This window comes from Modestobacter sp. SYSU DS0290 (assembly GCF_054050955.1).
On record NZ_JBJHAI010000010.1, the window covers coordinates 99984 to 124238 of the forward strand.

Genomic DNA, 24255 nt, shown 5'->3' on the forward strand with positions numbered 1-24255 from the left:
ACCCGCCCGGCGGCTACCACGGGCGCCCACATCGCCACGGCCGGCGTCGTGGTCTTCCTGATCGCCACGTTCCTGGACTGGGTGTCCACCGAGGGCGAGCAGAGCACCTCCGGCTCGGGCTACGAGACCGACACCACCATCCCGCTGGTCGCGTTCCTGGGCATCGGCCTGGTCGTCGGCCTGCAGTACGCGGCCAACCGCGCCCGCGGTCGCCAGCACCGCGGCCTGTCGCTGACCGCCATGGCCGTCGGCATCGCCGCGGTCCTGCTGTCGCTGAGCTACGTCTTCGACGCGCCGGGCGCCTTCGAGCGCGGCGCCGACCTGTCCACCGAGATCGGCGCCTGGATCGGCCTCGTCGGCGGCATCGTCTGGTCCGTCGGCGCCGGCCTGCTGGCCAAGGAGCCCGAGGGCGACGACGACTGGGACGACCACACCACCGAGGCGCGCCGCACGCGCTGACCTCCCCGCGCGGCCGCACGCGCCGCGCAGCGAACGGGCACCGGCCCCAGGCAGTCCGCCTGGGGCCGGTGCCCGTTCCGCGTTCCCGGCGCACTGCCCCGCCCCCGCGCCGGAAGTGACCACGTCGGCGGCGACGCGTCAGAGGAGGGCGGGGAGCAGCAGCAGGACGGTCGGCACCAGCAGCAGCGCCAGCGCGCTCGCGATCGCCGCGACCCGGCCGCCCCGGGGCAGTGGCGCAGCCGGGGCGAGCAGCCGGCGCACCCGGACGGCGACCGCTCCCCCGGTGACCGCCAGCGCGCCGGCCGGCACCTGACCGCCCGCGCCACCCGCGGAGGCGACGATCGCCGCAGCCAGGGTGCGGCGCGGGTCCGGGCCGGGCAGCGAGGTCAGTGCGACGTCGTCGGCCCGCATCTCCACCAGGTCCCGGACGGCGTCGTGCGCCCGATCGGCGGCGGGGAGCACCGGCAGCGCCGCCCGCCAGGCGACGAAGGGCAGCAGCAGCAGGTGGTGGTGCTCCCGCAGGTGCGCCCGCTCGTGCGCGACGACGGCGGCGAGCTGGTTCCGGGGCAGCTCGGCGACCATCCCGGAGGAGAGCACCAGCAGCGGCCTGGCGCCGGGGATGCAGAAGGCGACCGGCGCCGGGTGGTCCAGCAGCAGCGCCTCGGCCGCCGGGTCGAGCGCGCCGGGCAGGCGGGGGGCGACGACGAGCTCGAGCAGCTCCCGGTGCCGCCGCCGGGTGCGGGCGGTGCGCACCCAGGACAGCGCGAGCACCCCCAGCAGCTCCAGGGCGAGCACCGCGGCGAGGGTCTGCGCGACCCAGTGGTCCCCGCGCACCGGTTCGGTGGCCGGTTGGCGGGTGACCCAGTGCCACCACGCCTCGGGCAGCGAGTGACCCCACGGCGCCAGCCCGTGCACCAGCAGTGCACCGATGATCGACAGCCCACCGGCCAGCCCGATCGCCTGCCAGCAGACCAGGGCCGCCAGCGGGTCGCGGCGCGCCCAGCCGGCCCGGGCCAGCGCTGCGGGCACCGGCCACGCCAGCAACGCGGCGAGGACGGCGAGCGCGGTCGCGGTCGCGGTCAGCACGGTCAGCGGGCGCCGGCGTCCTGCTCCGGCCGGTCGACGCCGGCCAGCAGCTCGCGCAGCATCCGCGCCTCGTCCGCGTCGACCCCACCTACGAACCGGGCCAGCACGGCCTGCCGGTCGGCGGCCTGACCGAGCACCTCCCGCATCAGCTCCGCGGCGTGGTCCTCGCGCGAGGCCCGCGGCGCGAACCGGCGGGGACGGGCGTCGTCGTGCACCAGGAAGCCCTTCTGCTCCAGCCGCCCGAGGACCGTGTGCACGGTGGTGAGCGCGAGGTCGCGGTCCCCGCCGGCGGCGTTGAGGCCGTCCCGCACCTGCGCAGCGCTCGCCGGACCGCCGGCGGTCCACAGCCAGTCCATGACGGTGCGTTCCAGCTCTCCCATCGAGGCCAAAGGTCCCTCCCTGTCCGGCGTCTCACAGCCGATTGTCTCTACCGGTCGTAGAACTTCGGTTCTACGAGGCGTAGAAATGAGTTCTACGAACCGTAGAAGAACGTGTCGATCGTACGACGCGAGAAGAGGGGCAGGCCCGTGGACGTCCTGGACGTGGCGCGCTGGCAGTTCGGGATCACCACCGTCTACCACTTCCTGATGGTCCCGCTGACCATCGGGCTGGGGATCCTGGTGGCGGTCATGCACACCATGTGGGTGCGCACCGACAAGCCCGAGTGGCTGCGCATGACGCGCTTCTGGGGTCGCGTCTACCTGATCAACTTCGTCCTGGGCGTGGCCACCGGCCTGGTCCAGGAGTTCCAGTTCGGCCTGGCCTGGAGCGAGTACAGCCGCTTCGTCGGCGACGTCTTCGGCTCGCTGCTGGCGCTGGAGGCCCTGCTGGCCTTCTTCCTGGAGTCGACCTTCCTCGGCCTGTGGATCTTCGGCTGGGGCCGGATCCCGAAGAAGCTGCACCTGGCCTCGCTGTGGGCCGCGGTGATCGGGTCGATCGTCAGCGCGTACTTCATCATCGCGGCGAACTCCTGGATGCAGCACCCGGTCGGCGTCGTCACCGACGACACCACCGGCCGCCCCGAGCAGGTCGACTTCTTCGCGGTGCTGAGCAACAACACCGCCCTGGCCGCCTTCAGCCACACCATCGCCGGTGCGCTCATGGTCGCCGGCGCCGCGCTCGTCGGCATCGGCCTCTACCACCTGCGCAAGCGCCGGCTGGCCGGGCGCTCGCCCGAGGAGACCGACCACGCCGTGTGGCGCCGCTCGGCCCGCCTCGGTGGGTACGTGTCGCTGATCGCCTTCGTGCTGGTCGCGATCACCGGTGACTACCAGGCCAAGCTGATGTACGAGCAGCAGCCGCTCAAGATGAGCTCGGCCGAGGCGCTCTGCACGACCGAGGCGCCCGCACCGTTCTCGATCTTCGCCTTCGGCAAGCTCGGCAACAACGAGTGCGACGACGTCCACTCCTGGACCGTCCCCTACCTGCTCTCCTACCTGGCGCACGGTGACTTCTCCACCGCCGTCCCCGGGGTGAACGAGCTGCAGGAGGAGTACTCGGCCGCCTACGGCGCCACCTACCCCGACGACCCGTCGTTCGGCGACAAGGCCGGCGAGCCGATCGACTACACCCCGGTGCTGGCGGTCACCTACTGGAGCTTCCGGCTGATGATCGGCATGGGCGTCGTCTCGGCCGCCGTCGGGGCCTACGCCCTGTGGTCCACCCGGCGCGGGAGGGTGCCGACGTCGCAGATCGGGGTCTACGGCTCGCTGCTGGCCGTCGGCACGCCGTTCCTCGCCAACGCCGCCGGCTGGATCTTCACCGAGATGGGCCGCCAGCCGTTCGTCGTCTACCCCAATCCCGACGTCCCGCGCGAGGAGCAGGTCTACTTCTTCACCGCCCAGGCGGTCTCCCCCGGCGTCAGCGCCGCCGAGGTGTGGACGTCGCTGATCGCGCTCACGCTGGTCTACGGGGCGCTCGCGGTCGTGGAGCTGTGGCTGCTCACCCGCTTCGTCCGCCGTGGTGTCACCACCAGCGACGGGGCCCCCACCCCCGGGCACACCCCCGAGGGCGGCCCGGACGACGACGTCAGCGGCGGCGCCGACGTCACGCCGGGCAGCGCCAGCACCCGCCGGGCCGACGAGGACGACGTCCTCTCCTTCGCGTACTGATCCGACCGAGAGCCGAGAGAGAACGACATGGACCTGCAGACACTCTGGTTCGCCGCCGTCGCGGTGCTCTGGATCGGATTCCTGCTGCTGGAGGGCTTCGACTTCGGCGTCGCCGCCCTGCTGCCGGTGATCGGCCGCAAGGAGGCCGACCGCCACCTGATGCTGCGCAGCATCGGCCCGCTGTGGGACGGCAACGAGGTCTGGCTGATCACCGCCGCCGGCGCCGTCTTCGCCGCCTTCCCCGGCTGGTACGCCACCTGGCTGCCCGCGTTGTACCTGCCCTTCGTGCTCGTGCTGTTCGGGCTGATCATCCGGGCGGTCGCCTTCGAGTGGCGGCACTCGCACCACACCGCGCAGTGGGACAGCACCTGGACCCACGTCATCACCGCCGGGTCGCTGATCGCTGCGCTGGGCATCGGTGCCGCGCTGGGCAGCACCACCCTCGGCCTGCCCATCGACGGCGACGGCACCCGGGTCGGCGGCGCGTTCGCCGGGGTCGGCTGGCCGGCGCTGCTGGGCGCGGTGGCGGTGCTGGCCTACTCGATGGTGCACGGCGCGGTGTTCCTCGCGCTGAAGACCGACGGCCCGGTCCGGGTGGCCGCCCGCCGGTTCGCCACCCGCTGGTCACCGGTCGCCGCCCTGCCGCTGCTGCTGTGGGCCGGGCTGGTACAGCTGCGCTCGGGCACGATGGTCACCGCCGTCGTGTGGCTGGTCGCCGCGCTCGCGGTGCTGCTCACCTGCAGCTACCTCCGGCTGGACCGGGAGGGTCCGGCGTTCACCGCGTGGGCGGTCGTCATGCTCGGCTCCGCCGCCACGATCTTCGGCGCCGCGTACCCGGTCGTCGTCCCCTCGACGATCGACCCCGCCTTCGACGTCACGATCGCCGACGCCTCGGTCAGCGACTACACGCTGACCGTGATGACCTGGGCCGCCGGGTTCGGGCTGCCGATCGTGCTCGGCTACCAGGCGTGGACCTACTGGGTCTTCCGCACGCGGCTCTCCGCCGAGCCGCAGACCCCGCACGAGGCGCCCGGGGAGCCGGTGAGCGCATGACCCCGGCCCCGTCCGGGGCAGGAATCACCATTTCTGCCCCGGTGGACGACCGGCGGCGCGGCCCGCTGGGCGCGCTCGCGGGCGTGCCGGGGCTGCCCGGTGCCCTCGCCCGCGCCGCCGTCCTCGCGTTCGTGCAGACCGCCGGCGTGGTGCTGCTGGCCGCCGGGCTCGCCCGGTCGGTCGCCGACGTGTTCGCCGGGCAGACCCCCGGGACGGCGCTCGGCGTGGCCCTGCTCGGTGCGGCGGTGCGGGCGCTCGCCGGCGGGGTGGGCACCGTCGTGGCCACCCGCGACGCCCGCCGCGCCGAGGACACCCTGCGGCGCCGGCTGCTGGTGCGGCTGCTGGGTGGCCAGGGCGAGGCAGTGACCGCGGCCGGGGGCACCGGCCCCGCGGCGGTGCTCGCCACCACCCGCCTGCACGACCTCGGGCCCGCGCTGGCCACCTACCTCCCGGCGCTGGCGCAGACCGCCGTCGTCCCGCCGGTGCTGCTCGTCGTCCTCGGGGTGACCGACTGGCTCTCCGCCCTGCTGGTCGGCGTGACCCTGCCCCTGGTGCCGCTGTTCATGGTTCTGGTCGGGCTGCACACCCGCGACGAGACGGCGCAGGCCGCCCGGGCGCTGGACCGGATCGCCGGGCACGTCGCCGAGCTGGTCCGCGGGCTGCCGGTGCTCAGCGGCCTGGGCCGCGCCGCCGACCAGCTGACCGCCCTCGCCGAGCTCGGTGAGACCCACCGCCGCCGCACCCTCGCCACGCTGCGCACGGCGTTCCTCTCCTCCCTCGTGCTCGAGGTGCTCGCCACCCTGTCGGTGGCGCTGGTCGCGGTCACCGTCGGCATCCGCCTGGTCGAGGGCGGCATCGACCTCGACGTCGGGCTGCTCGCGCTGCTGCTGGCGCCCGAGGCGTTCGCCCCGCTGCGCGCCCTCGGCGCGGCCCACCACGCCTCGGAGGACGCCGCCGAGGCCGCGGCCGCCGCGCGCGGGGTGCTGGACACCCCGCTGCCGCGCCCGGTCGTCGGGCCGCCGCCGGCCGGTGCGCCGCGGGGCGTGACCGTCGCCGACCTGACCGTGCGCTTCGCCGGCCGCGGCGTCCCCGCGGTCGACGGCGCCGCGCTGACCGTCGCCCCCGGCGAACTGGTCGCGCTGCGCGGGCCCAGCGGCTCGGGCAAGTCGACCGTGCTCGCAGTGCTCGCCGGTCAGCTGGCCGACGGCGCCGGGGTCGAGGTCACCGGGACCGTGCTGCGGCCCGAGGACGTCGCCGTCGTCCCGCAGTTCCCCCGCACCGTCGCCGACACGGTCGTCGACGAGCTGCGCCGGCACGCCGGGGACGTCGACGCCGAGCGCGCCACCGGCCTGGCGGAGACCGCCCTGGAGTGGGTGGAGGGCGGGCACCTGCGCGACCGGGTCTGCCGCACGCTCTCCCCCGGCGAGCTGCAGCGGGTGGCGCTGGCCCGCGCGCTCGTGCGGGTGCAGCGCGGCGCCCGGGTGCTGCTGCTCGACGAACCGACCGCCGCGCTCGACACCGCCGCCACCGCGCGGGTGGCCGCCGTGCTGCACCGGCTGCGCGGCTCGCTGTGCACCGTGCTCGTCACCCACGAGCCGGCGCTGGCGGCGCTCGCCGACCGCACGGTGGCGCTGCCGGCGCCGACCGGGACCCCGCCGCTGACCACCGTTCCCCGCACGCTCCCCACCGGCGCACCCACGCTCGGCGCCGGCATCCCCACGCTCCGCGCCGAGAGCGCCCCGCCGCCGACCACCGTGGGCGCGGGGCGTGCGCAGCCGGCGACCGCGGCGCTGGGCTGGCCGCGCCGCGTGCTGGCCAAGGCCGTGGGCTACGGCGCCGCCTCCAGCGCGGCCGGCATCGCGCTCACCGCGGTCTCCGGCTGGCTGATCGTGCGGGCCGCGGAGCAGCCGCCGATCCTCACCCTGATGGTCGCCATCGTCGCGGTGCGCGCCTCCGGCCTGGGCCGTGCGGTGCTGCGCTGGCTGGAGCGGCTGGCCACCCACGACGCCGCCTTCCGCCTGGCCTCGACGACCCGGCTGCAGCTGTGGCGGGCGCTGGTGGCCCAGGGCCCGGCCGCCGACCGGACCCCCGGCCGCGCGCTGGCCCGCCTGGTCGGCGACGTCGGCCTGGTGCAGGACCTCTCCGTGCGGGTGGTCACCCCGCCGCTGGTGGCCGGCTCGGTGCTGGTCCTCACCACGGCGGTGCTCACCGTGCTGGACCCGCGGGCCGGCGCGCTGGTGGCCGCCGTGCTGGCCGCCGCGGTGATCCTGGTGCTGCTGGTGCACCGCTGGGCGGACCGGGGCGTGTCCCGGGCCGCCGCCGAGCTGCAGACGGTGACGCTGCGGGAGACCACCGCCACCCTCGACGCGGCCACCGACCTGCGCACGCACGGCCTGGTGCCCGCGGCGGTCGACCGGCTCGACGCCCTGGGGCGCCGCCAGGGACGGGCGGCCGGTGCGGGCGCCGCCGCGGTGGCGGTCGGGGACGCGGTGGCGGCGTTCGCCACCGGGGCGGCCGCCGTGCTGGCGCTCGCCGCATGCGCGGCCGCGGTGCGCGCCGGGGAGATCTCCGCCCCGGTGGCCGCCGTGCTCGCGCTCGCGCCGCTGGCCCTGCTGGAGCCGCTGGCCGCGATCAACGCCGCCCGGCGGCACCGGCTCGCGCTGTCCGACGCCCGGGCCCGGATCGCCGCCGTGCTGACCGAGCCGGTGGCCGCCGACCCCGCACCGGCCGACCGGCTGCCCGCCCCGCGCCCCGTCCGGGAGCTGGCCACCGAGTCCCTGTCCGCCGGCTGGCCCGGGCGCCCCGGGGTGCTGCGTGACCTGGACCTGGTCGCCACCGCCGGCAACGGGTGGCTGGTGGTCACCGGCCCGTCGGGTTCGGGCAAGTCGACGCTGCTGTCGGTGCTGCTGGCCGCGCTGCGCCCGTCGTCCGGTGAGTACGTGCTCGGCGACGGCCGACGCCCGGTGCCGGTGTCCCGGCTGACCCGTGCCGACGTGCAGGCCGCGATGGCCTGGTGCCCGCAGGACGCGCACGTGTTCGACGCCTCCCTGCGGGCCAACCTCGCGCTGGCCCGGCCGCGCGGCGAGCTCGCCGGCCCTCCCGGGGAGGCGGCGATGCGGCAGGCACTGACCGACGCCGGGCTGGCCCCGCTGCTCGCCTCGCTCCCCGCCGGGCTGGACACCCCGGTCGGGGCCGGCGGGACGTCGCTGTCCGGCGGGGAGCGGCGGCGGCTCGCCGTCGCCCGCGCGCTGCTGGCCGACCGGGACGTGGTCCTGCTGGACGAGCCAACCGCCCACCTGGACCCGCCCACGGCGGCGGCGCTGGTCGCCGACCTGCGCCGGGCGCTGGCCGGCCGGCTGGTGGTGTGCGTGACCCACGACCCGCAGCTGCCCGACGAGGACGACACGGTGCTCACCCTGCCCGGCGCATCGGTGCAGTCCGCCCGCCGCTGACCCGGAGCGCGGGTGGCACAGGTCACCCCTGCGGGTCACCCCGGCCCTGCACCGGCTCCAGTCGAGCCCGGGCGGTACCGAAACGATCGTGTCCGCCCATTCAGGCGGCTCGACCGCATCGGCACCGGAGGCACCTCGCCATGAACCACCTCTCCGCTGCGCCACAGCGCGCCGGGCGCGACTCCCCGTCCATCCTGCTGGTGGACGACGAGATCGCGATCCTCGACGGTCTGCGCCGCCAGCTGCGCAAGCAGTTCACGGTGCACACGGCCACCGGTGGGGCCGCCGCCCTCGAGCTGCTCGAGACCGAGTCCGTGCACGTCATCGTCTGCGACATGCGCATGCCCGAGATGGACGGGGCGACACTGCTGTCCCGCATCCGCGAGCAGCACCCGGAGATCGTGCGCGTCCTGCTCACCGGCCAGGCCGACACGCAGGCCGCCATCGCCGCGGTGAACGAGGGGCACGTCTACCGGTTCCTCACCAAGCCCTGCCCCCCGGAGGTCCTGCTCGAGGAGCTGGACAACGCGGTGGAGCTGAACCGGCTGATGAGCGCGGAGAAGGAGCTGCTGGCGACCACGCTGCGGCGCACCGTCGACGCGCTGACCGCCACCCTCGCACTCGCGCAGCCCACCGCGTTCGCCCGGGCGTCGCGGATCACCCGCACCGTCCTGGAGCTCGCGGTGGCCCTCGAGGTGGAGGACCCCTGGGAGATCGAGATCACCTCGATGCTCGGCTCCTTGGGTCTGGTGAGCATCCCCCCGTCCGTCTTCGCCAAGATCGACGCCGGACGGCCGCTCGACGAGGACGAGCTCGCGATGGTGGGCCGGATCCCGCAGGTCAGCCGGGACCTCGTCGGCCGCATCCCGCGCCTGGAGCACGTGGCCGACGCGATCGGCTGGCAGCCGGCCCGCTACGACGGCCGTGAATCGGGACCCGGCGTCCCCGTGGGCGCCGACCTGCCCATCGGATCCCGGATCCTCAAGGTGGCGGTGGACTTCCACAAGGGCTTGGACCAGCGCCCCTCCGTGCAGGACACCATCGCCGCCCTGCGGGCCGACGCCGGCGCGTACGACCCGGTGGTGCTGGACGCGCTCATCAGCTGCCACGAGACCGAGGGGGACGCCCCGGTCCCCTACGAGGTCACCGTCCCGGAGCTGCGCCCCGGGATGGTGGTGTTCGACGACGTCGCCACCACCTCCGGGGTCCTGCTCGTGGGCCGCGGGACGATCGTCACCGAACCGCTGGTGCAGCGCCTGGAGAACTTCCTCCAGCAGGAGCAGATCACCGGCCGGCTGTCCGTCACCGGGACCGGTGCCTGATGACCGACGCACGCACCACCGAGCTGATGACCGCGACCGAGGAGGCCCTGGTCCCCCCCGCGCACGTGCGTGCGCTGCTGGACGCCTGCGCCGACGGCATCTACTCCGTCGACACCGACGGCGTCTGCCGCTACGCCAACCCGGCCGCCGCGGCGCTGCTCGGCCACCACCTGCACGACCTGGTGGGCGCCCAGCTGCACTCGCTCATCCACCACTCCCGCCCGGACGGCTCACCCTTCCCGTTCCAGGAGTGCCCCCAGCGCCAGGTGCTCGCCGAGGGAATCCCCTTCGTCGACGAGGACACGCTCGTCTGGCGCGGGGACGGCTCGCTGATCGCGATCGAGGGCCGCAGCCAGCCGGTGCTGGTCGACGGCCGGATCGTCGGCGCGGTCAGCAAGTTCTGCGACAGCACCCGGCAGCGCCAGAGCGACGCCCAGCTGGGCGGTGTGCTGGCCACCACCGGGGACGGCTTCGTCGGCATGGACCACGACGGCACGATCAACGGCTGGAACGGTGCGGCGCAGTCGCTGCTGGGCTGGTCCGCCGCGGAGGCGCTCGGGCAGCCGCTGCTGGACCTGATCGTCCCGCGCCGGCTGCGCGACGAGTACCGGGACGCCCTGACCCGGCTGCACGAGCTGGACGACGCCGAACTGCCGCTGGGCCCGGTGGAGATGCGGGCACAGCACAAGGACGGCCGGCAGATCGAGATCGAGCTCACCGTCGGTCGGATGCGGTGGGGCGGCGCATGGCGGTTCCACGCCTTCCTGCGCGACATCACCGAGCGGCGTGCCGCAGCGGTCTCACTGGCCCGGTCCGAGGCGCTGCACCGCCTGCTGGCCGAGAACAGCGGTGACCTGATCAGCCAGCACGACCCGGACAGCACGATCCGGTACGTCTCACCGGCGATCGCCTGCGTCCTGGGCATGGACCCCGAACAGGTGATCGGCGCGCGGGCGCTGGACTTCGTGCACCCCGACGACCTCGGCACCCTGCTGCACAGCGACGGGCGGTTCCGCGCCGATGCCGGACGTGGCGAGCTCACCTTCCGGCTGCGGCACCGGGACGGCCATTGGGTCTGGGTGGAGGCCATCTCCTCGGTGTTGCGCGACGCCGACGGCCGGATCACCGAGGTGCAGATGTGCACCCGCGACATCACCGACCGCAAGGCTCGCGACGCCGAGATGCACCGGGAGTCCAAGCTCGAGTCGCTGGGGCGGTTGTCGGCGGGGCTGGCGCACGAGATCAACACCCCGATCCAGTACGTCGGGGACAACGCGCGGTTCCTGGCCGACGCGTTCGGTGACCTCATGTCGATGCTGGTCCTGTACCGCGAGATGCTGGACCGCGAGGACCCGCTGGAGTGGCGGGAACGGCAGACCCGGATGCGCGAGGCCGAGGCCGGCATCGAGTTCGACTTCCTGCAGACCGAGGTGCCCAGCGCGGTCGCCCAGACCCTGGGCGGGATCGACCGGGTGGCGACGATCGTGCGGGCGATGAAGACGTTCAGCCACCCCGGCCACCCCGAGCTGGTGCCCGCGGACCTCAACGAGGCACTGACCGCCACGGTCACGGTGGCCGGGCACCAGGTGCGGAGCGTCGCCGACCTGGAGCTGGACCTGACGGAGATCCCGCCGGTCCGGTGCAACATCGCCGACCTGAACCAGGTCTTCCTCAACCTGCTCGTCAACGCCGCCGACGCGGTGGAGGAGACCGGCCGGCGGGGGACGATCGAGGTGCGGAGCGCGGTCGACGGCGACCAGGTCGTGATCCGGATCAGCGACACCGGGACCGGCATCCCCGACCACGTGCGCGCGAAGATCTTCGACCCGTTCTTCACGACGAAGGACGTCGGGCGCGGCACGGGCCAGGGGCTGCCGCTGGCCCGCGCAGTGGTCCAGGAGGCGCACGGCGGCACGTTGACCGTCCGGTCCGAACCGGGCGTGGGCAGCACCTTCACCGTGCGCCTGCCCATCGACGGGCCGCGGCGGGAGGAGCCCGGGGTCGCGTGACCGGTGCACGGTCGCTCCCCGCGCCGGAGCGGCCAGCCGGGCGTGTCGCCGCGCCGCCGCCGGCTGGTGGTGCGGGCCGGGCGGACCTGGCCGCGTTTCGGGCCGCCCGGGACGGCGCACTCCTGCGGGCGTGGGCCTGGGACGGCGCTTCGCCGCTGCACTGGCGAGCGAGCAGGCCGATGGCCAGGACCCCGCGCTGCTGCCCGACCGGCTGGCCCGGGCAGCCGCCGGGGTGCTCGCGGTGGACGGGGTCGGGTTCAGCGTGCGGGCCGGCACCCGGGGCCGCATACCGCTGGGCGCGAGCTCGCCGGAGGCGAGCCGGGCCGAGCGACTGCAGTTCACCGCCGGCGAGGGGCCGTGCACGGCGGTCTACGGCACCGGGCACCCGGTCCTCGCGATGCCGCAGGACCTCCGGCACCGCTGGCCGGCCTACGCCGATCTGCTCTTGACCGGCACGCCGTTCCGGGGGGTGGTCTGCCTGCCGCTGCGGTCGGCGCTGACCGGCGTGGGAGTGCTCGACGTCTTCCTGGCCGAGCCGGCCGACGTCCCGCAGCTGGACGTCTTCGACACCCTCGCGGTCGGCGAGCTGATCACCTCCGCGCTGGGTGACGCGGCGCTGTGGTCGTCCTGGACGGCGGCGGACGGCCCGGGGTGGCTGCACACCCCGGCCGCGGCCCGGCGCGCAGCGGTCTGGGAGGCGGTCGGACGGGCCACGACGGCATGGGACGTCGACGCCCCCGCGGCGCTGGCCATGCTGCGGGCGCACGCGTGGGCCACCGGCCGGTCGGTGGACTCGGTCGCCGCGGACCTGCTGGCCGGCCGGCTCACCCCCGCCGACGTGTCCGGCCGCCCCGCGGACTGACCCGCGTCAGCGGCAGGGCGCGTCGAGGGCGACGTCGACGCGGATCTCCGGGCCGAGCTGGGCGTCGATGAGCTCCAGCGCGTCGCCGGACCAGAAGCTGCCCGGGTCGAAGGCGGTGAGCGGCCGGTCCGCGGGCAGCAGCCCCATCGCGGTGTAGGTGGCGGCGACCAGCTCGGCACAGAACACCGTGTCGTTGGTCTGGTGCCGCCGCAGCCGGCCGTTGACCCAGCCCCGGGCGAGCCCGCGGGTGGTCGGGAACGGCTTGCCGTCCAGCCGCGCGATGGTGCGCAGCACGGCGTCCTCCATCGCCCGGGTCACCCCGCCGTCGTCGGCCGGGCCGACCAGTTGCCGCAGCCAGGCCTGCTGCCCGTACCGCTTCTTCCAGACGCAGACGGCGTCGGCGAGGTCGTGCAGCTGCACCCCGCGTTGGTGCCGGCCGGTCCAGACGTCGGCCAGCGAGTGGCCGAGCTCCGCGTGCCACAGCAGCGGCGGCAGGTCGTCGAGGACGACGGCCATGCCGACGTGGTTGACCGGGGCGTTGGTGACCGTCTGGATGGCGCGGTCGGCCAGCGAACCACCGCGGAACACCCACACGTCGCCGGTCCGGGTCAGCTCGCCGGCCTCGTGCAACGAGAGGGCCCGCGCGGAGGTGCCACGCACGAACCCGGTGCGATTGTGAGCCACACCACTACGGTACGGGTCATGCGGGTCGGGAAGCTGCTCGGAGTCGCCGGGATCACCGGGGTTGCCGCCACCGGGGCGGTGCTGCTGCGCCACGAACGGCACCGCCGGTCCTACACCGCCGAGGAGGTGCGGGCCAGGCTGCAGGGCCGGATGGCCGACGCCGAGGCCGCCCCCGCCGACCCGGACATGGTGCCGGACTGGCCGGCCGAGGTGCAGCCGCCGCGGCGGCACCCGATGGAGGCGGTGCTCAGCTCGGTGATGCGGATCGGGCCGCTGCGCCGACTGCCCCGGACGACCCCCGCCGACCCCGCGGGCCTGTGATCGCGCCTTCACCGACGGTCGTGTTTGCCGCGCCTGCCCGGCGATCATGGTCTTCGGGTGACGAGCGGCAGCGGCTTCGGCGAACCCGGACGGCAGCATCCGAGCACCGAGAGCGTGGGTGAGCGGCTGCTGGGCGCGCTGCTCGACCGGGCGCACCTCATCCCCCCGCGGCTCGTGGGCCCGCTCGTGGCCCAGGAGGCGGGCAGCGCCGGCGCCCGCGACGTGAGCATCCACCTGCAGGACTACGACCAGGTGTGGCTCCAGCCGCTCAGCGGGCGGGGCCTGGTCGGCGACCCGGCGCGCATCGACGGCAGCGACATCGGGCGGGCGTTCACCACCAACGCCCCGGTCGAGGTGCCGCAACCCGGCGGTGCGGTGCGGCTGCACCTCCCGATGCTCGACGGCTCCGACCGGGTCGGGGTGCTGTCCCTGACCCTGCCCCGCCTCGACGACCACGACCGGCAGCTGGCCCAGCGACTGGCCGGGCTGGTGGCCGACCTGGTGGTGACCAAGTCCGCCTACACCGACACCTTCGTCCAGACGCGCAAGACCCGGCCGATGACCCTGGCGGCACAGCTGCAGTGGCAGACCCTGCCCCCGCTGATGATGACCACCCCGGACATCGACCTGGCCGGGGTGCTCGAGCCCGCCTACGAGGTCGGTGGGGACGCCTTCGACTACGCCCTGAACGAGCACCTGCTGCAGGTGCTCGTCGTCGACGCCATGGGCCATGGCCTCGACGCGGCGACCATGGCCACCGTCGTCGTCGGCGCCCACCGGCACGGACGGCGGGCCGACGCGCCGCTGGACGGGATCTACGCCGAGATGGACCAGGTGGTCGCCGGCTCGTTCCCGGACCGGTTCGCCACCGCCCAGCTCGGCCGGCTGGACACCCGGACCGGGGAGTTCACCTGGGTCAACGCCGGCCACCCGGCCGCCCTGTGGGTGCGCGGCGGGCGGGTGATCGGCGAGCTGACCGGTCCGGTCAGCCGGCCGGTGGGCCTGGGCGCCGGGCGCCCGCAGGCGCGCTCGGTCCACCTGGAGGCCGGGGACCGGCTGCTGTTCTTCACCGACGGGGTGGTCGAGGAGCGGCTCGACGGCGGGGAGCAGTTCGGTGAGGCCCGGCTGCAGGCGCTGCTGGAGGAGCACACCCAGGCCGGGCTGAACTGCGCGGAGACCGTGCGCCGGCTGTCGCACGCCCTGATGGCCGCCCGCGCCGGGCGGACCAGCGACGACGCCTCCCTGCTGCTCGTGGAGTGGAAGAACCCGCCGCGGGACGACGAGCTGGACCCCCAGATCCCGGAGTCGACGCCGGCCGACTGAGGTTGCACCCGGCGTGGTCCCCGGAGATGACCGGCGAGCAGCACCCAGCCGGCGTCTCCGCCGCGGAGGTGCCTGCGGTCGACCCCCGCCCGGGTCCATTCGGCGTTCGGGCGACTGCGGGTCGGACGGTCATCTGCGGACCTCCGGCTCAGGGCCCCGGACCAGGCCGGGGGCTCCAGGAGGACGTCAGCGTGCTCGCCCCGACCCGGCCCGTTGACGGGGTGTGGCAGAACGGGACGCCGAGTCCACGCACGGCTCGACGGGCCCGCGGTCGGTGCGGCGAGCGACCTCCCGGTCAGCCGACCTCGAGCAGCTGCAGGTCCCGCAGGTAGCTGCAGACGCCGACGTGCGCGCGGACCGCCGCCGGGCGCAGCACGCCGCTGACCGGCCGCAGCACCACCGCCACCGGACGCCTTCCGAACGCCACCGGCTGCGCCCAGCCCCAGCGCGGCAGCACCGGGCGCCGCACCCGCTCCTCCTCGATGCCCAGGACGAGCACCGCGGCCAGCACCGCCACCAGCGCCACCGTGCCCAGGGCCGCGGGCAGCCCGGCGTGGTCGGCGAGGAAGCCGATCAACGGCGGGCCACCGAGCAGACCCGTGTACCCGACCGTGGTGGACAGCGCGACGCCCGAGGGCCCACCGAGTGCACCGGCCCGGGCGATGGCCAGCGGGAAGACGTTGGCCAGTCCCAGGCCGACGACCACGAAGCTGGCCAGCGCCACCGGCAGGGACGTGGTCGTCACCGCGACCAGGGCGCCGGCCGCGGCCAGGAGCGAACCACCGACCAGCAGGCGCCGCTCGCCGAGGGCGAGCACCAGCCGGCCGCCGGCCAGCCGGCCGGCGGCCATCGCCGAGGAGAAGCCGGCGTAGCCGGCGGCCGCGAGGGCGGGCGCGGCCGCCACCTGCTCGCGCAGGTGCAGCGCACCCCAGTCGCTCAGCGCACCCTCGCCGTAGGCGGTCGCCCCGGCCACCGCGCCGAGCAGCACCAGGACGCCGGTGGGGCGTCGACCGCGTGCCTCGTCGGCGACGGGGACGGACCGGCCGGCCGAGGGGCGGCCGACGTCGCCGCGGACGAGCACCGGTCCGGCCCAGGCCATCGCGCCCAGCCCGACGACCGCCACGGCGGCCAGGTGGGGTGCCACCCCCGTCACGGCGGAGGCCAGCCCACCGACCAGCGCACCGACCAGCCCGCCACCGCTGAACGCCGCGTGCAGACCGGACAGCAGCGGCCGCCCGGCCCGGGCCTCCACCTGCACCCCAACGCTGTTCGCGGCGACGTTCACCGCACCTGTGACGGCGCCGAAGCAGAGCAGCCCGGCGCACAGCGCGGGCACCGAGCCGGCCAGCCCGGGCAGGACGGCGCTGACGCTGGCGGCCACCCCGGCCAGCGCCGCCACCCGCCCGGTGCCGAACCGGGCGCACAGGCCGCCGGTGATCTGCATGCAGGCGAGCGCGCCGAGCGAGAGGCACAGCAGCGCGACCCCCAGGGCGGAGTGGCCCGCGCCGGTGGCCGCGCCGACGTCGGGCACCCGGGCGGCCCAGCTGCCGAACACGAAACCGTCGAGACCGAACAGGACGGCGACGGCGACCTGCAGCCGCCGCAACGACGGCGGCGCGGCGGGCGGACCGGAGGACGGCGCGGGCCGGCTCACCGCAACGCGCAGCGGTGCGGGAACCCGGTCACGGACACGGGAGGACACAGGCATGACCATGGGAGACCTTCGGGGAGTGGACGCGCAGCACCGCGGAGCGGCTGCGGGGGTCGGGGTGCACACGACCTCGGGCGCTGTTCTCCACGATGCCACCGGGAGGTGTGCCCTGCCGTCCCCGACGTGGTGAGAGCGCCCACGGTGCCGCCCCACCAGGCCCGTCCGGCTCTGCGGTTGCCGGGGGCCCGATCCCCGCGCAGGGTCAGAGCATGACCGGGACCTTCACCCGCGGCCTGCTCGCCGGCGCCGCCGGGACCACCGCTCTCAACGCCGTCACCTGGCTGGACATGGCCGTGCGCGGCCGGCCGGCGAGCACCCTGCCCGAACGGACCGCCGAGGCGCTGGCGAACGCAGCCGGCACGCCGATCAGCGGGAGCGGCCGGGAGCGGGAGTCACGCCGCACCGCGCTGGGTGCGCTGGCCGGGATCACCAACGGCGTGGCCCTGGGCGTGGTGTCCAGCGTCGTCCGGTCCGCCGGGGTGAAGCTGTCGTTCCCGGTCGGCACCGTGGTCAAGGGCGCCGCGTCCAGCGCGGCGACCAACCTGCCGGTGGCCGCGCTCGGGGTCGACGACCCGACGGCGTGGAGCAGCCGGGACTGGGTCGCCGAGGCGCTTCCCCACCTGGCCTACGGGGCGACCGTGCAGGCGGTGGTGTCCGGGCTGCCGACCCCCCGGGAGCGCGTGCTCCCCCGGCAGAAGGCGCGCCCCGGGCTGGTGGCCCGCTCGCTGCTGCTCGGGGTGGCCACCGGCGGCCGGAGCTCGCTCGGCATCGCCGCACCGACAATCACCGCGCAGGACACCGGGGCGCTGAAGAAGCTCGCCTCCCTGGCCTCGGTGGGCGCTGAGATCTACGCCGACAAGCAGCCGGGCGTTCCGGCGCGCACCAGCGCGCAGGCGCTGCCGGGCCGGCTGGTCAGCGGCGCCGGCGGCGGTGCCCTGCTGGCCCGGCGGGCCGCGGCGAACGCCGCCCTGCCGGCGACCGCGGGGATCGCCGGCGCCCTGGCCGGCTCCTACGGCGGCGTCGCCTGGCGGCGGTGGGCCGGGCGGCTGATGCCGGACTGGCAGGCCGCCGTCATCGAGGACGGCGCGGCGGTGCTGCTCGCCCTCGCCGCGTGCCTGCCGGGGCGGCGCCGCTCGACCCGGCTGAAGGTGGTCCGCCTCCCCGCCCGCTGAGCCCGGTCAGCGCGCGGGATCGCGGCCGGTCAGCGCGAGCGCGCGGTCCAGCGGGCCCGCGTCGGCCGACACCGGGACGGCGGGGCCGTACCAGCCGCCGTCCCGGCCCATCGGCGCCAGCTGCTCGACGGCGGCGAGGGTGCGGTCCGCCAGGCCCGACGGGACGGACAGCGGCGCGCCCACGGCCGTGGCCAGGTCCCAGCCGTGCAGCGCGAACTCGGTCAGCATCAGCGACCCCACGACGGTGGCTGGCAGCGGGGCGCCACCCATCACCGTGTCGCCCTCCCAAGCGGCCGGGTCGGCCCACGCGTCGGCGGCGGCGTCGAGCTCCGGGACGACCGCCGCGGCCCACTGCTCAGGGAGCAGCCCGTCGAGGAAGGGCGCGGGCCGGCCCGGGGCCGGCGGGTCGAGCGGCATCCGGGTGGCCGACCGCTGGGCGATCAGCGCAGCCCAGGCCAGGTGGTCCAGCAGTGCCCGGACGTCCCAGTCGGCGCACGGCGTGCGGGCGGCCAGGTGCTCGGGGCGGACCGCGGCGAGCGCGGTGGCGGCCAGGTCGGCGGCGGATCGGACGGCCTGGGGCGGGATGACGGGGTCGGTCATGCACGCAGCCTGCACCGACCGCGCGCCTTCGCGCTCGACCGGGGACGAAGCCCGAGCGGTGGGCCAGCACGACGGCCTGCGTCCGGTCCCGGGCCCCGGTCCTGGCGAGCACCCCGGCCACGTGGCTGCGCACCGCCTCCACGCCGAGGAGCAGCCCGGTGCCGGCGCCGGCGAGGGCGGTCCACGCCGTGGACGTGCGATCGAGGAGCGACGGGCGTGCCGTGCCCCGCGGTGCGGGAAGGCGCGGTGGGTGCGGGGGCGAGGGCACGGTGGACCTCCGGATCAGTGCTCCGGGTAGCTGCCCGAGCGCCGTCCAGCGTCGTGAGCGCGGGCGGCCACCGGCGCCCCCGCGCGGGAGAGCCGACTCCGGCGTCCGGGTGGGCTCAGCCCCCGCGGGCGTCGGCCGCCGACAGCAGCCAGCCGGGACCGGTGACCCGGGCCGCCGCCGGCAGCCGCGCGCGCAGGCCGCGGTCGGCGGTCACCACGAGCACGTCGTCGTCGCCGTCCGCGAGTTCGGCGGCGGTGGCGGCGAGCGCGTCGTCCCCGCTGCCGGGGGCGCGGACGAGCCGCATCCCGGCGGGTGCGTCGACGTCCCGCGCCTGTCCCTCGACGACGGCGACCAGCCCGGCGACGGTGACCTGCCCGCCGTCCGGCGCGTCGAGGGTGGCCGTCCGGAGGGTCGCGAGGCGGTCCAGCAGCCGGGCCGTCGCGCCGGCGCGGTCCCGCCACCAGCCGTCGGGGCGGGAGCCGAGCACGTTGGCGACGTCGACCAGCACGACGGTCACCGGCTCAACCCCGGCGGGAGGAACCCAGGACGGCGGTGCCGGCGACGACGGCCAGCGCGACGACGGCGAGCCAGAACAGCCCCTTCAGCACCCAGCCGACCACGCTCAGGGCGACCCAGACGAGCACCACCAGGGCCAACAGGAGCAGCAGTGTCCGCAGCACACCCCGACCGTAGAGCGCCTCGGGCGGCTCCGCTCAGCTGCCTTCCGCGGCGCCGGTCCGCCAGTACCCCATGAAGGCCACGGAGGTGCGCGGGACGCCGAGGTCGCGCACCAGCCGGCGGCGCAGCTTCTTGACCATGCCGGCCTCCCCGGCCAGCCAGGCGTAGCAGCCGTCGGCGCCGGCCTCGGGGACCTCCCAGAGGATTCCGCTCCCCAGGTCGACGTCCTCGGGCTCCTGGCCAGGCGTGGGCTTGGCGACGCCGAGCTCGCACAGCGCGGCGTGCACGGCCGGGCCGAGGGCTTCGCCCCGGGCCCGCTCGCCGCGTACCAGCCAGCGGACCTCGACACCGGCGGGGACGGCGAGGGAGAGGACGTCGCCGGCGACCGGGACCTCCAGCACCGCGATGGTGCGGCGGCCGGCGGGCAGCGCCTCGACGATGGCGCTGATCGCCGGGACCGCGGTCTCGTCGCCGGCGAGGAAGAGGGTGCCGTCGGCCGGCGGCGCCCACTCGACGCCCCAGGCGCGGCCGGTGCCCGGCCGGTCGGGGCCGAGGACCACGATGCGGTCACCGGGGACGGCGGCGGCGGCCCAGGAGGCGGCCGGGCCGGCGTGGCCGTCGTCGATGCCGTGCAGGACGACGTCGACGTCCAGCTCGCCCAGTTCGGGGCGGGCGTCGCGCACGGTGTAGGTGCGCAGGTACGGACGGCGGTCGTCGGGCAGCGCGCAGTACTCCTGGTACCAGGAGGGGCCGTCGGTGAGCAGCTCCTCGACCGGGGCGCCGTCGCGGGAGAGGACGAGCTTGATCCGCTGGTCGGCGCCACCGGCGCCGAAGCCGGTCAGCTCCGGCCCGGCCAGGGTGAGCCGCCGGAAGGTGGGGCTGATCCGCTGCACACGGGCGACGCGTACGGCGAAGAAGCGGTACTCGGGAGCCGCGGCCGGGGTGGAGGACGCTGCTGAGGCAGTGCGGGCGGGACGTTCGGTCGTCGCCGTGCTCATGGTGCTCTCCCGGTTCGGCAGACCGGCGCTTCCGCCACCGGACGTTGGTGAGGCTAGCCTAACCAGCCCGTCAGGGGAACCGCCTGCCTGGAGCCGCCTCCTTCGGTCACTGCCCCGCCGGCTGCTGCACAGACCCCGCCGCCCACCGCTGAACCCGCACGGCCGCTTCCCAGCCGATCTCGGGCCGCGGGGGTTCGATGCTCACCGCAGTCGCGCAGCGCAGCGCAGATCCGATCGACGACCGCATCAGGGTCCTCGTGCTCCCAGAACCGCAGCACACGCCAGCCCAGCCCGGTGAGCACTGCGTCCGTCCGCCGGTCCCGCTGGACGTTGCCGGCCAGCTTCGCCGAGCGGCCCCTCTGCAGGGGCCCGCCGCGAGCGTGCGAGCGGTGGGGGGCAGAGGGGTCCTTCGACCGTCGATGAAGACGACGACGCGGCGGCCCTTCCAGACGAGGTCCCCCCGAGCCCGGGTCTCCCGGCAGGGCCGCACGTCGACCCGGTACCGGACACCACGGGCGTGCAGGCGGCGCCGCACCGCCAGTTCCGGTGCGGTGTCCCGGCGCCCCTGCCGCCGAAAGCGCTCGCGCACCGGTGCCGACGACGGAGGCGGCGCGACCCGGAGGTCGACCGGGACTGTCATGCGCTGGTCGGGGCGGCGGGGGTGCCGGTGGCGACCTCCACCAGGCGGCACAGGCCGTTGACCAGGCGGAGCTGCTCGGGGGTGTGCACCGGCGAGGTCAGCAGCGCCGGGCTGCCCACCAGGTAGGCGACGGTCTTCGCCCGGGACAGCGCCACGTTGAGCCGGTGCCGGTCGAGCAGGAACTCCAGCCGGCGCGGCACGTGGGCGCCGCTGGACGCCGCCAGCGAGAACACCGTCACCGCGGCCTCGCGCCCCTGGAACTTGTCGACGGTGCCGACCTCCACGCCGCCGAGCCCGGCACCGGCCAGTGCGCTGCGGACCTGGTTGACCTGCGCGTTGTACGGCGTGACCACCAGGACGTCGGCCTGGCCCATCACCCGCTCCTGGCCGCCCGCCCGCCAGGTACGGCCCATCAGGTCACCGACCAGCTCCGCGACGACCGCGGCCTCCTCGGCCGACGCCGCGCCGTTGCCCTCGTGCACCACGGGGACCCAGCCGATGCCGGCCGGCGCGGCCCAGCGCGGTGGCGCGTCCAGCGCGTTGTCGGCGGTCACCCACGCCGGCTGCAGCTGCCCGTCGTAGGCGAGGCCGCTCACCACCGAGCACAGGGCGGGCGCCATCCGCCACGAGCGGTCGAGGAAGACCCCGCGGTCGGCCGGGAGCACCTCGTCGCCGCCGAGCACGTGCTCCAGCGCGGACACGTCGGCGCCGTCGGGGTGGATGCCGCGGCCGGGCTGCCGCAGCTGCTGCGGGTCGCCGAGCAGCACCAGGTTCCGCGCGGCCCGGCTGACCGCCAGGGTGTTGGCCAGCGACAGCTGGCCGGCCTCGTCGACCACCAGCACGTCGAGCCGGCCGGCGAGCTCCTCGCGGGTGAACAGCCACGAGGTGCCCGCGACCAGGTCGACGTCGCCGCCGTCCAGGGCGTCGACGACCTGGCCGTTGCTGCCGACGCACTGCACGTCGCGGTCGCTGCACCGCTGCAGTTCGTCGGCCTTCTGCAGCGCCCGGACCGGCACCCCGGCCTCCCGGGCGGCGGCCATCACCGCGTCGAGCAGGTTGCCGATCACCTTGTGGCTGGAGGCCGTCAGCCCCACCCGTCGGCCGGCGCGGACCAGGTCGACGACCGCCCGGGCACCGGTGTGGGTCTTGCCCGCGCCCGGTGGCCCCTGCACGGCCAGCACCCCGCCGTCCAGCGCGGCGGCCAGCCGGCGCGCCGTCGCCCCCGGCTCCTCCCCCGGCTCACGCAGCCGGGTACCGGTGACCAGCCGCGGCGGGCGGCGCAGCAGCAGGTCGCGGGCGGCCCGGCGCGGGCCGTCGGCGTCGATGCCGGTGGCCGCGACCTGTTCGCCGAGCTCGGCCAGCGCGGCCCGGAACAGCGCGTCGCTGGGCGGGGCGGTGGGCAGCAGGCCGGTGGGGTGCTCGGCGGCCGTGGCCGTTCCGCGGGCGAGGACCACCCAGCCGGCGGTCGGGTCGATGTCCACGACCGTGCTGGTGACCCGCCCCCCGTCCACCGCCGGCAGCAGGTGCTCGAACCGGGAGCCCGCCGACACCTTGGTCTCCTGCGGCGGGAACGTGTAGCGCCAGTGCTGCGACCGCCGTTGCGCCCCGAGGAACTCCGGGTCGGTCAGCGGGCCGAGGGCGGCGGTCTCCCGCTCGAGGTCGTCGGCGGGGAGGTCGCGCAGCCGGAAGTACTCCCACCAGGCCGACCTCGCCTCCCGCGCGTGCCAGCCCAGCTGCTGGGCGAGCAGCCAGGTGGCCTCCTCCTCGGGGGTGCGACCGGCCGGCGGCAACCCGGCGGTCAGCCGCTCCTCGAGCTCCTCGCGCAGCGCCTGCGCCGCGACGAGTTCCGCGGATGCGTCCGGGTCGCCGTCGGCCGGCCGGCGCAGCTCGGCGCCGGAGCGGAGCAGCTCGGTGCGGCGCTCCTCCAGCCAGTCGCGCAGCTCCCGGGTGGAGAGGCAGTCGTCGCGGTTGTAGGCCTCGATCTGGTCGAGCAGCCCCTGGTCGCGGGTGGCCAGCCAGCGCTCGAAGGCGACGATGCTCTCCCCGGCGTCGGAGACGTCCGCCCCGTGTGCGCGGGTGGCGCCGCGGTAGTAGTCCTCGACCTGCTTGATCGAATAGGACTCCTTGCTCAGCCGCAGCCCCTGCCGGACCACCGCGTAGAGGTCGACCAGGACGTCGGCCCGCAGCAGCCGGTCGACCTCGGCCTCCCGGGTGCCGAGCCGGGCGGAGAGGGTCTTCAGCCGGGTCGGTTCGTAGGGCGCGTAGTGGTAGACGTGCATCGCCGGGTCGGCGGCGTGGGCCGCCGTCAGCTGGTCGACCAGCGCCTCGAAGGCCCGTTGCTCGGCGTCCGCGTGCTCGTTCCCGGTGGGGTCGCAGCCCCAGTGGGCGGTGAACGCACCGGCCGCGTCGAGGACCCCCCAGAGGTACTCCAGCCCGGTGTCGCCGGCGAACGGGTCGCCCTCGATGTCGAAGAAGAGGTCGCCGCCGCTCGGCGGGGGCAGCAGCTCGAACCCGCGGCCGGGCTCCCGGGGCAGGAACTCGTAGGACGGCTGGCCGGTGGCGCGCTCGGCCACCTGCAGCCGCGCCTGCTGGGTGAGCCGTTCCCGGGACGTCCGCCCGATCCCATCGGGCAGCGCATCAGGGCTGTGCTCGGCGAGTGCGCGCACCGTGGAGATGCCGGCCGCGGTCAGCGCGAGGGCGTGGTCGCGGCGCATGAACGCCACCAGCGAGAGGGAGTCCTCCCCGCGCCAGCGTTCGGTGCAGGTCTCCCGCCACGGGCAGACCCCGCAGTGCGCGTTCGGGTAGGGCGGGGCGAGCTCGCCGTCGGCCAGCCGGTCGAGGAAGCGCTGCCGGGTGCTCCGGGTGTAGGCCGCCGCGTCGGCGTAGCGGAAGACCAGCTCCTGCTGGTCACCGGTGACCACGGTGAGCAGCTCGGGCGGCGTGCCCTGCAGGGACGCCAGCAGGTCGCCGTAGAGCGCCATCTGCAGCAGGGCCGGGACCTTGATCCGCCGCGCCAGCTTGGTGTCGGCGACGTCGTAGGCCCAGGGACCCAGGTCGCTGACCCGGTCGGTGCGCTTGAGCAGGAAGTCGGCGTGCCCGCGCCAGGTGCCGTCGGTGAAGGTCGCCTGGTAGACGACGTCGGCGCCGGCGCGCATCGCAGCGAGGGTCTCGGCCTGGGCGCGGCGCAGGGCCGCCGGGTCCTTCCCGGTGGGGCCGGCGATCTCGACGACGGACAGCCCGCGGTCACGCAGCCGCTGGAGGTGCCGGGCCTCGTGCTCGATGCCGTGCGCGGCGACGAGCTCGGTCATCGGGTCGACGGCGGCGGGCCGGGCGCGTTCACCGCGGGCCACCTCCAGCGAGAGCCGGGTCAGGTGCTCGCACTCCAGGAACCCGGTCAGGTCGCTCGCGCTGACCACCAGCCCGCCGTCGATCTCGTACACCGCGCCCCCGTTCCCTCCCCCGGCGGAGGAGCTGCGGACGACGCTAGGGCCACGGTCCGACGGTTC

Annotated in this window: 20 protein-coding genes and 1 pseudogene; 10 read left to right on the plus strand and 11 right to left on the minus strand. The window is 75.8% G+C overall.

The window, feature by feature from the left end:
* Positions 1-48 precede the first annotated feature (48 nt).
* Positions 49-459: a hypothetical protein gene (locus ACI795_RS10890; protein WP_457075512.1), complete on the plus strand. Its 411-nt coding sequence runs from the start codon at positions 49-51 to the stop codon at positions 457-459.
* A gap of 138 nt (positions 460-597) precedes the next feature.
* Here the strand turns inward: ACI795_RS10890 and ACI795_RS10895 are convergent, their stop codons facing one another.
* On the minus strand, positions 598-1545 hold the full coding sequence (locus ACI795_RS10895; RefSeq protein ID WP_457075513.1) for a M56 family metallopeptidase: 948 nt from the start codon (positions 1543-1545) through the stop codon (positions 598-600).
* Positions 1546-1547: 2 nt separating this feature from the next.
* Positions 1548-1925, minus strand: a complete 378-nt coding sequence (locus ACI795_RS10900) for a BlaI/MecI/CopY family transcriptional regulator (RefSeq protein ID WP_457075514.1) — start codon at positions 1923-1925, stop codon at positions 1548-1550.
* A gap of 147 nt (positions 1926-2072) precedes the next feature.
* On the opposite strand from ACI795_RS10900, the gene ACI795_RS10905 reads away from it, so the two are divergent.
* From ACI795_RS10905 to ACI795_RS10930, 6 genes are all read left to right on the plus strand, one after another.
* Positions 2073-3656, plus strand: coding sequence for a cytochrome ubiquinol oxidase subunit I (locus tag ACI795_RS10905; RefSeq protein WP_457075515.1), 1584 nt, complete (start codon positions 2073-2075; stop codon positions 3654-3656).
* Positions 3657-3683: 27 nt separating this feature from the next.
* On the plus strand, positions 3684-4709 hold the full coding sequence (gene cydB, locus ACI795_RS10910) for a cytochrome d ubiquinol oxidase subunit II (protein ID WP_457075516.1): 1026 nt from the start codon (positions 3684-3686) through the stop codon (positions 4707-4709).
* Between the two features lie 41 nt (positions 4710-4750).
* On the plus strand, positions 4751-8161 hold the full coding sequence (gene cydC / locus ACI795_RS10915) for a thiol reductant ABC exporter subunit CydC (protein ID WP_457075517.1): 3411 nt from the start codon (positions 4751-4753) through the stop codon (positions 8159-8161).
* Between the two features lie 140 nt (positions 8162-8301).
* Positions 8302-9483 (plus strand): HD domain-containing phosphohydrolase, encoded by a 1182-nt coding sequence (locus ACI795_RS10920; protein ID WP_457075518.1) that lies wholly within the window; start codon positions 8302-8304, stop codon positions 9481-9483.
* On the plus strand, positions 9483-11492 hold the full coding sequence (locus ACI795_RS10925) for a PAS domain-containing sensor histidine kinase (protein ID WP_457075519.1): 2010 nt from the start codon (positions 9483-9485) through the stop codon (positions 11490-11492). The genes ACI795_RS10920 and ACI795_RS10925 overlap by 1 nt, the downstream gene beginning before the upstream one ends.
* 130 nt (positions 11493-11622) lie before the next feature.
* Positions 11623-12354, plus strand: a complete 732-nt coding sequence (locus tag ACI795_RS10930; protein WP_457075520.1) for a GAF domain-containing protein — start codon at positions 11623-11625, stop codon at positions 12352-12354.
* A gap of 6 nt (positions 12355-12360) precedes the next feature.
* Here ACI795_RS10930 and ACI795_RS10935 read toward each other — a convergent pair whose 3' ends face one another.
* Positions 12361-13038, minus strand: a complete 678-nt coding sequence (locus tag ACI795_RS10935; RefSeq protein WP_457075521.1) for a hypothetical protein — start codon at positions 13036-13038, stop codon at positions 12361-12363.
* A gap of 18 nt (positions 13039-13056) precedes the next feature.
* Between ACI795_RS10935 and ACI795_RS10940 the strand changes: the two genes are divergently transcribed.
* Together ACI795_RS10940 and ACI795_RS10945 are read left to right on the plus strand one after the other, a co-directional pair.
* On the plus strand, positions 13057-13359 hold the full coding sequence (locus tag ACI795_RS10940) for a hypothetical protein (RefSeq protein ID WP_457075522.1): 303 nt from the start codon (positions 13057-13059) through the stop codon (positions 13357-13359).
* Positions 13360-13416: 57 nt separating this feature from the next.
* A complete protein-coding gene (locus ACI795_RS10945; protein WP_457075523.1) occupies positions 13417-14682 on the plus strand; it encodes a PP2C family protein-serine/threonine phosphatase in 1266 nt (421 codons plus the stop codon).
* A 295-nt stretch (positions 14683-14977) separates the two neighbouring features.
* Here ACI795_RS10945 and ACI795_RS10950 read toward each other — a convergent pair whose 3' ends face one another.
* Positions 14978-16336: an MFS transporter gene (locus tag ACI795_RS10950; protein WP_457075524.1), complete on the minus strand. Its 1359-nt coding sequence runs from the start codon at positions 16334-16336 to the stop codon at positions 14978-14980.
* A gap of 266 nt (positions 16337-16602) precedes the next feature.
* On the opposite strand from ACI795_RS10950, the gene ACI795_RS10955 reads away from it, so the two are divergent.
* Entirely contained in the window at positions 16603-17565 is a 963-nt protein-coding gene (locus tag ACI795_RS10955) for a hypothetical protein (protein WP_457075525.1), read from the plus strand.
* Between the two features lie 6 nt (positions 17566-17571).
* Here ACI795_RS10955 and ACI795_RS10960 read toward each other — a convergent pair whose 3' ends face one another.
* The 7 genes and pseudogenes from ACI795_RS10960 to ACI795_RS10990 form a co-directional block, all read right to left on the minus strand.
* On the minus strand, positions 17572-18165 hold the full coding sequence (locus ACI795_RS10960; RefSeq protein ID WP_457075526.1) for a TIGR03086 family metal-binding protein: 594 nt from the start codon (positions 18163-18165) through the stop codon (positions 17572-17574).
* Positions 18166-18548: 383 nt separating this feature from the next.
* Positions 18549-18950, minus strand: coding sequence for a hypothetical protein (locus ACI795_RS10965; RefSeq protein ID WP_457075527.1), 402 nt, complete (start codon positions 18948-18950; stop codon positions 18549-18551).
* A 4-nt stretch (positions 18951-18954) separates the two neighbouring features.
* The gene (locus ACI795_RS10970; RefSeq protein WP_457075528.1) at positions 18955-19113 is read right to left on the minus strand and encodes a hypothetical protein; all 159 of its coding nucleotides are present in this window, start codon (positions 19111-19113) and stop codon (positions 18955-18957) included.
* A gap of 33 nt (positions 19114-19146) precedes the next feature.
* A complete protein-coding gene (locus ACI795_RS10975) occupies positions 19147-20109 on the minus strand; it encodes a siderophore-interacting protein (protein ID WP_457075529.1) in 963 nt (320 codons plus the stop codon).
* A 53-nt stretch (positions 20110-20162) separates the two neighbouring features.
* Positions 20163-20591 (minus strand): DUF559 domain-containing protein, encoded by a 429-nt coding sequence (locus ACI795_RS10980; RefSeq protein WP_457075554.1) that lies wholly within the window; start codon positions 20589-20591, stop codon positions 20163-20165.
* A pseudogene (locus tag ACI795_RS10985) lies at positions 20534-20749 on the minus strand (hypothetical protein); the annotation flags it as partial. The pseudogene ACI795_RS10985 and the gene ACI795_RS10980, both read right to left, overlap by 58 nt.
* Positions 20746-24189 carry a TM0106 family RecB-like putative nuclease gene (locus ACI795_RS10990; protein WP_457075530.1) on the minus strand — a complete coding sequence of 1148 codons (3444 nt, stop codon included), beginning with the start codon at positions 24187-24189 and terminating at the stop codon, positions 20746-20748. The gene ACI795_RS10990 and the pseudogene ACI795_RS10985, both read right to left, overlap by 4 nt.
* Between the last annotated feature and the right edge of the window lie 66 nt (positions 24190-24255).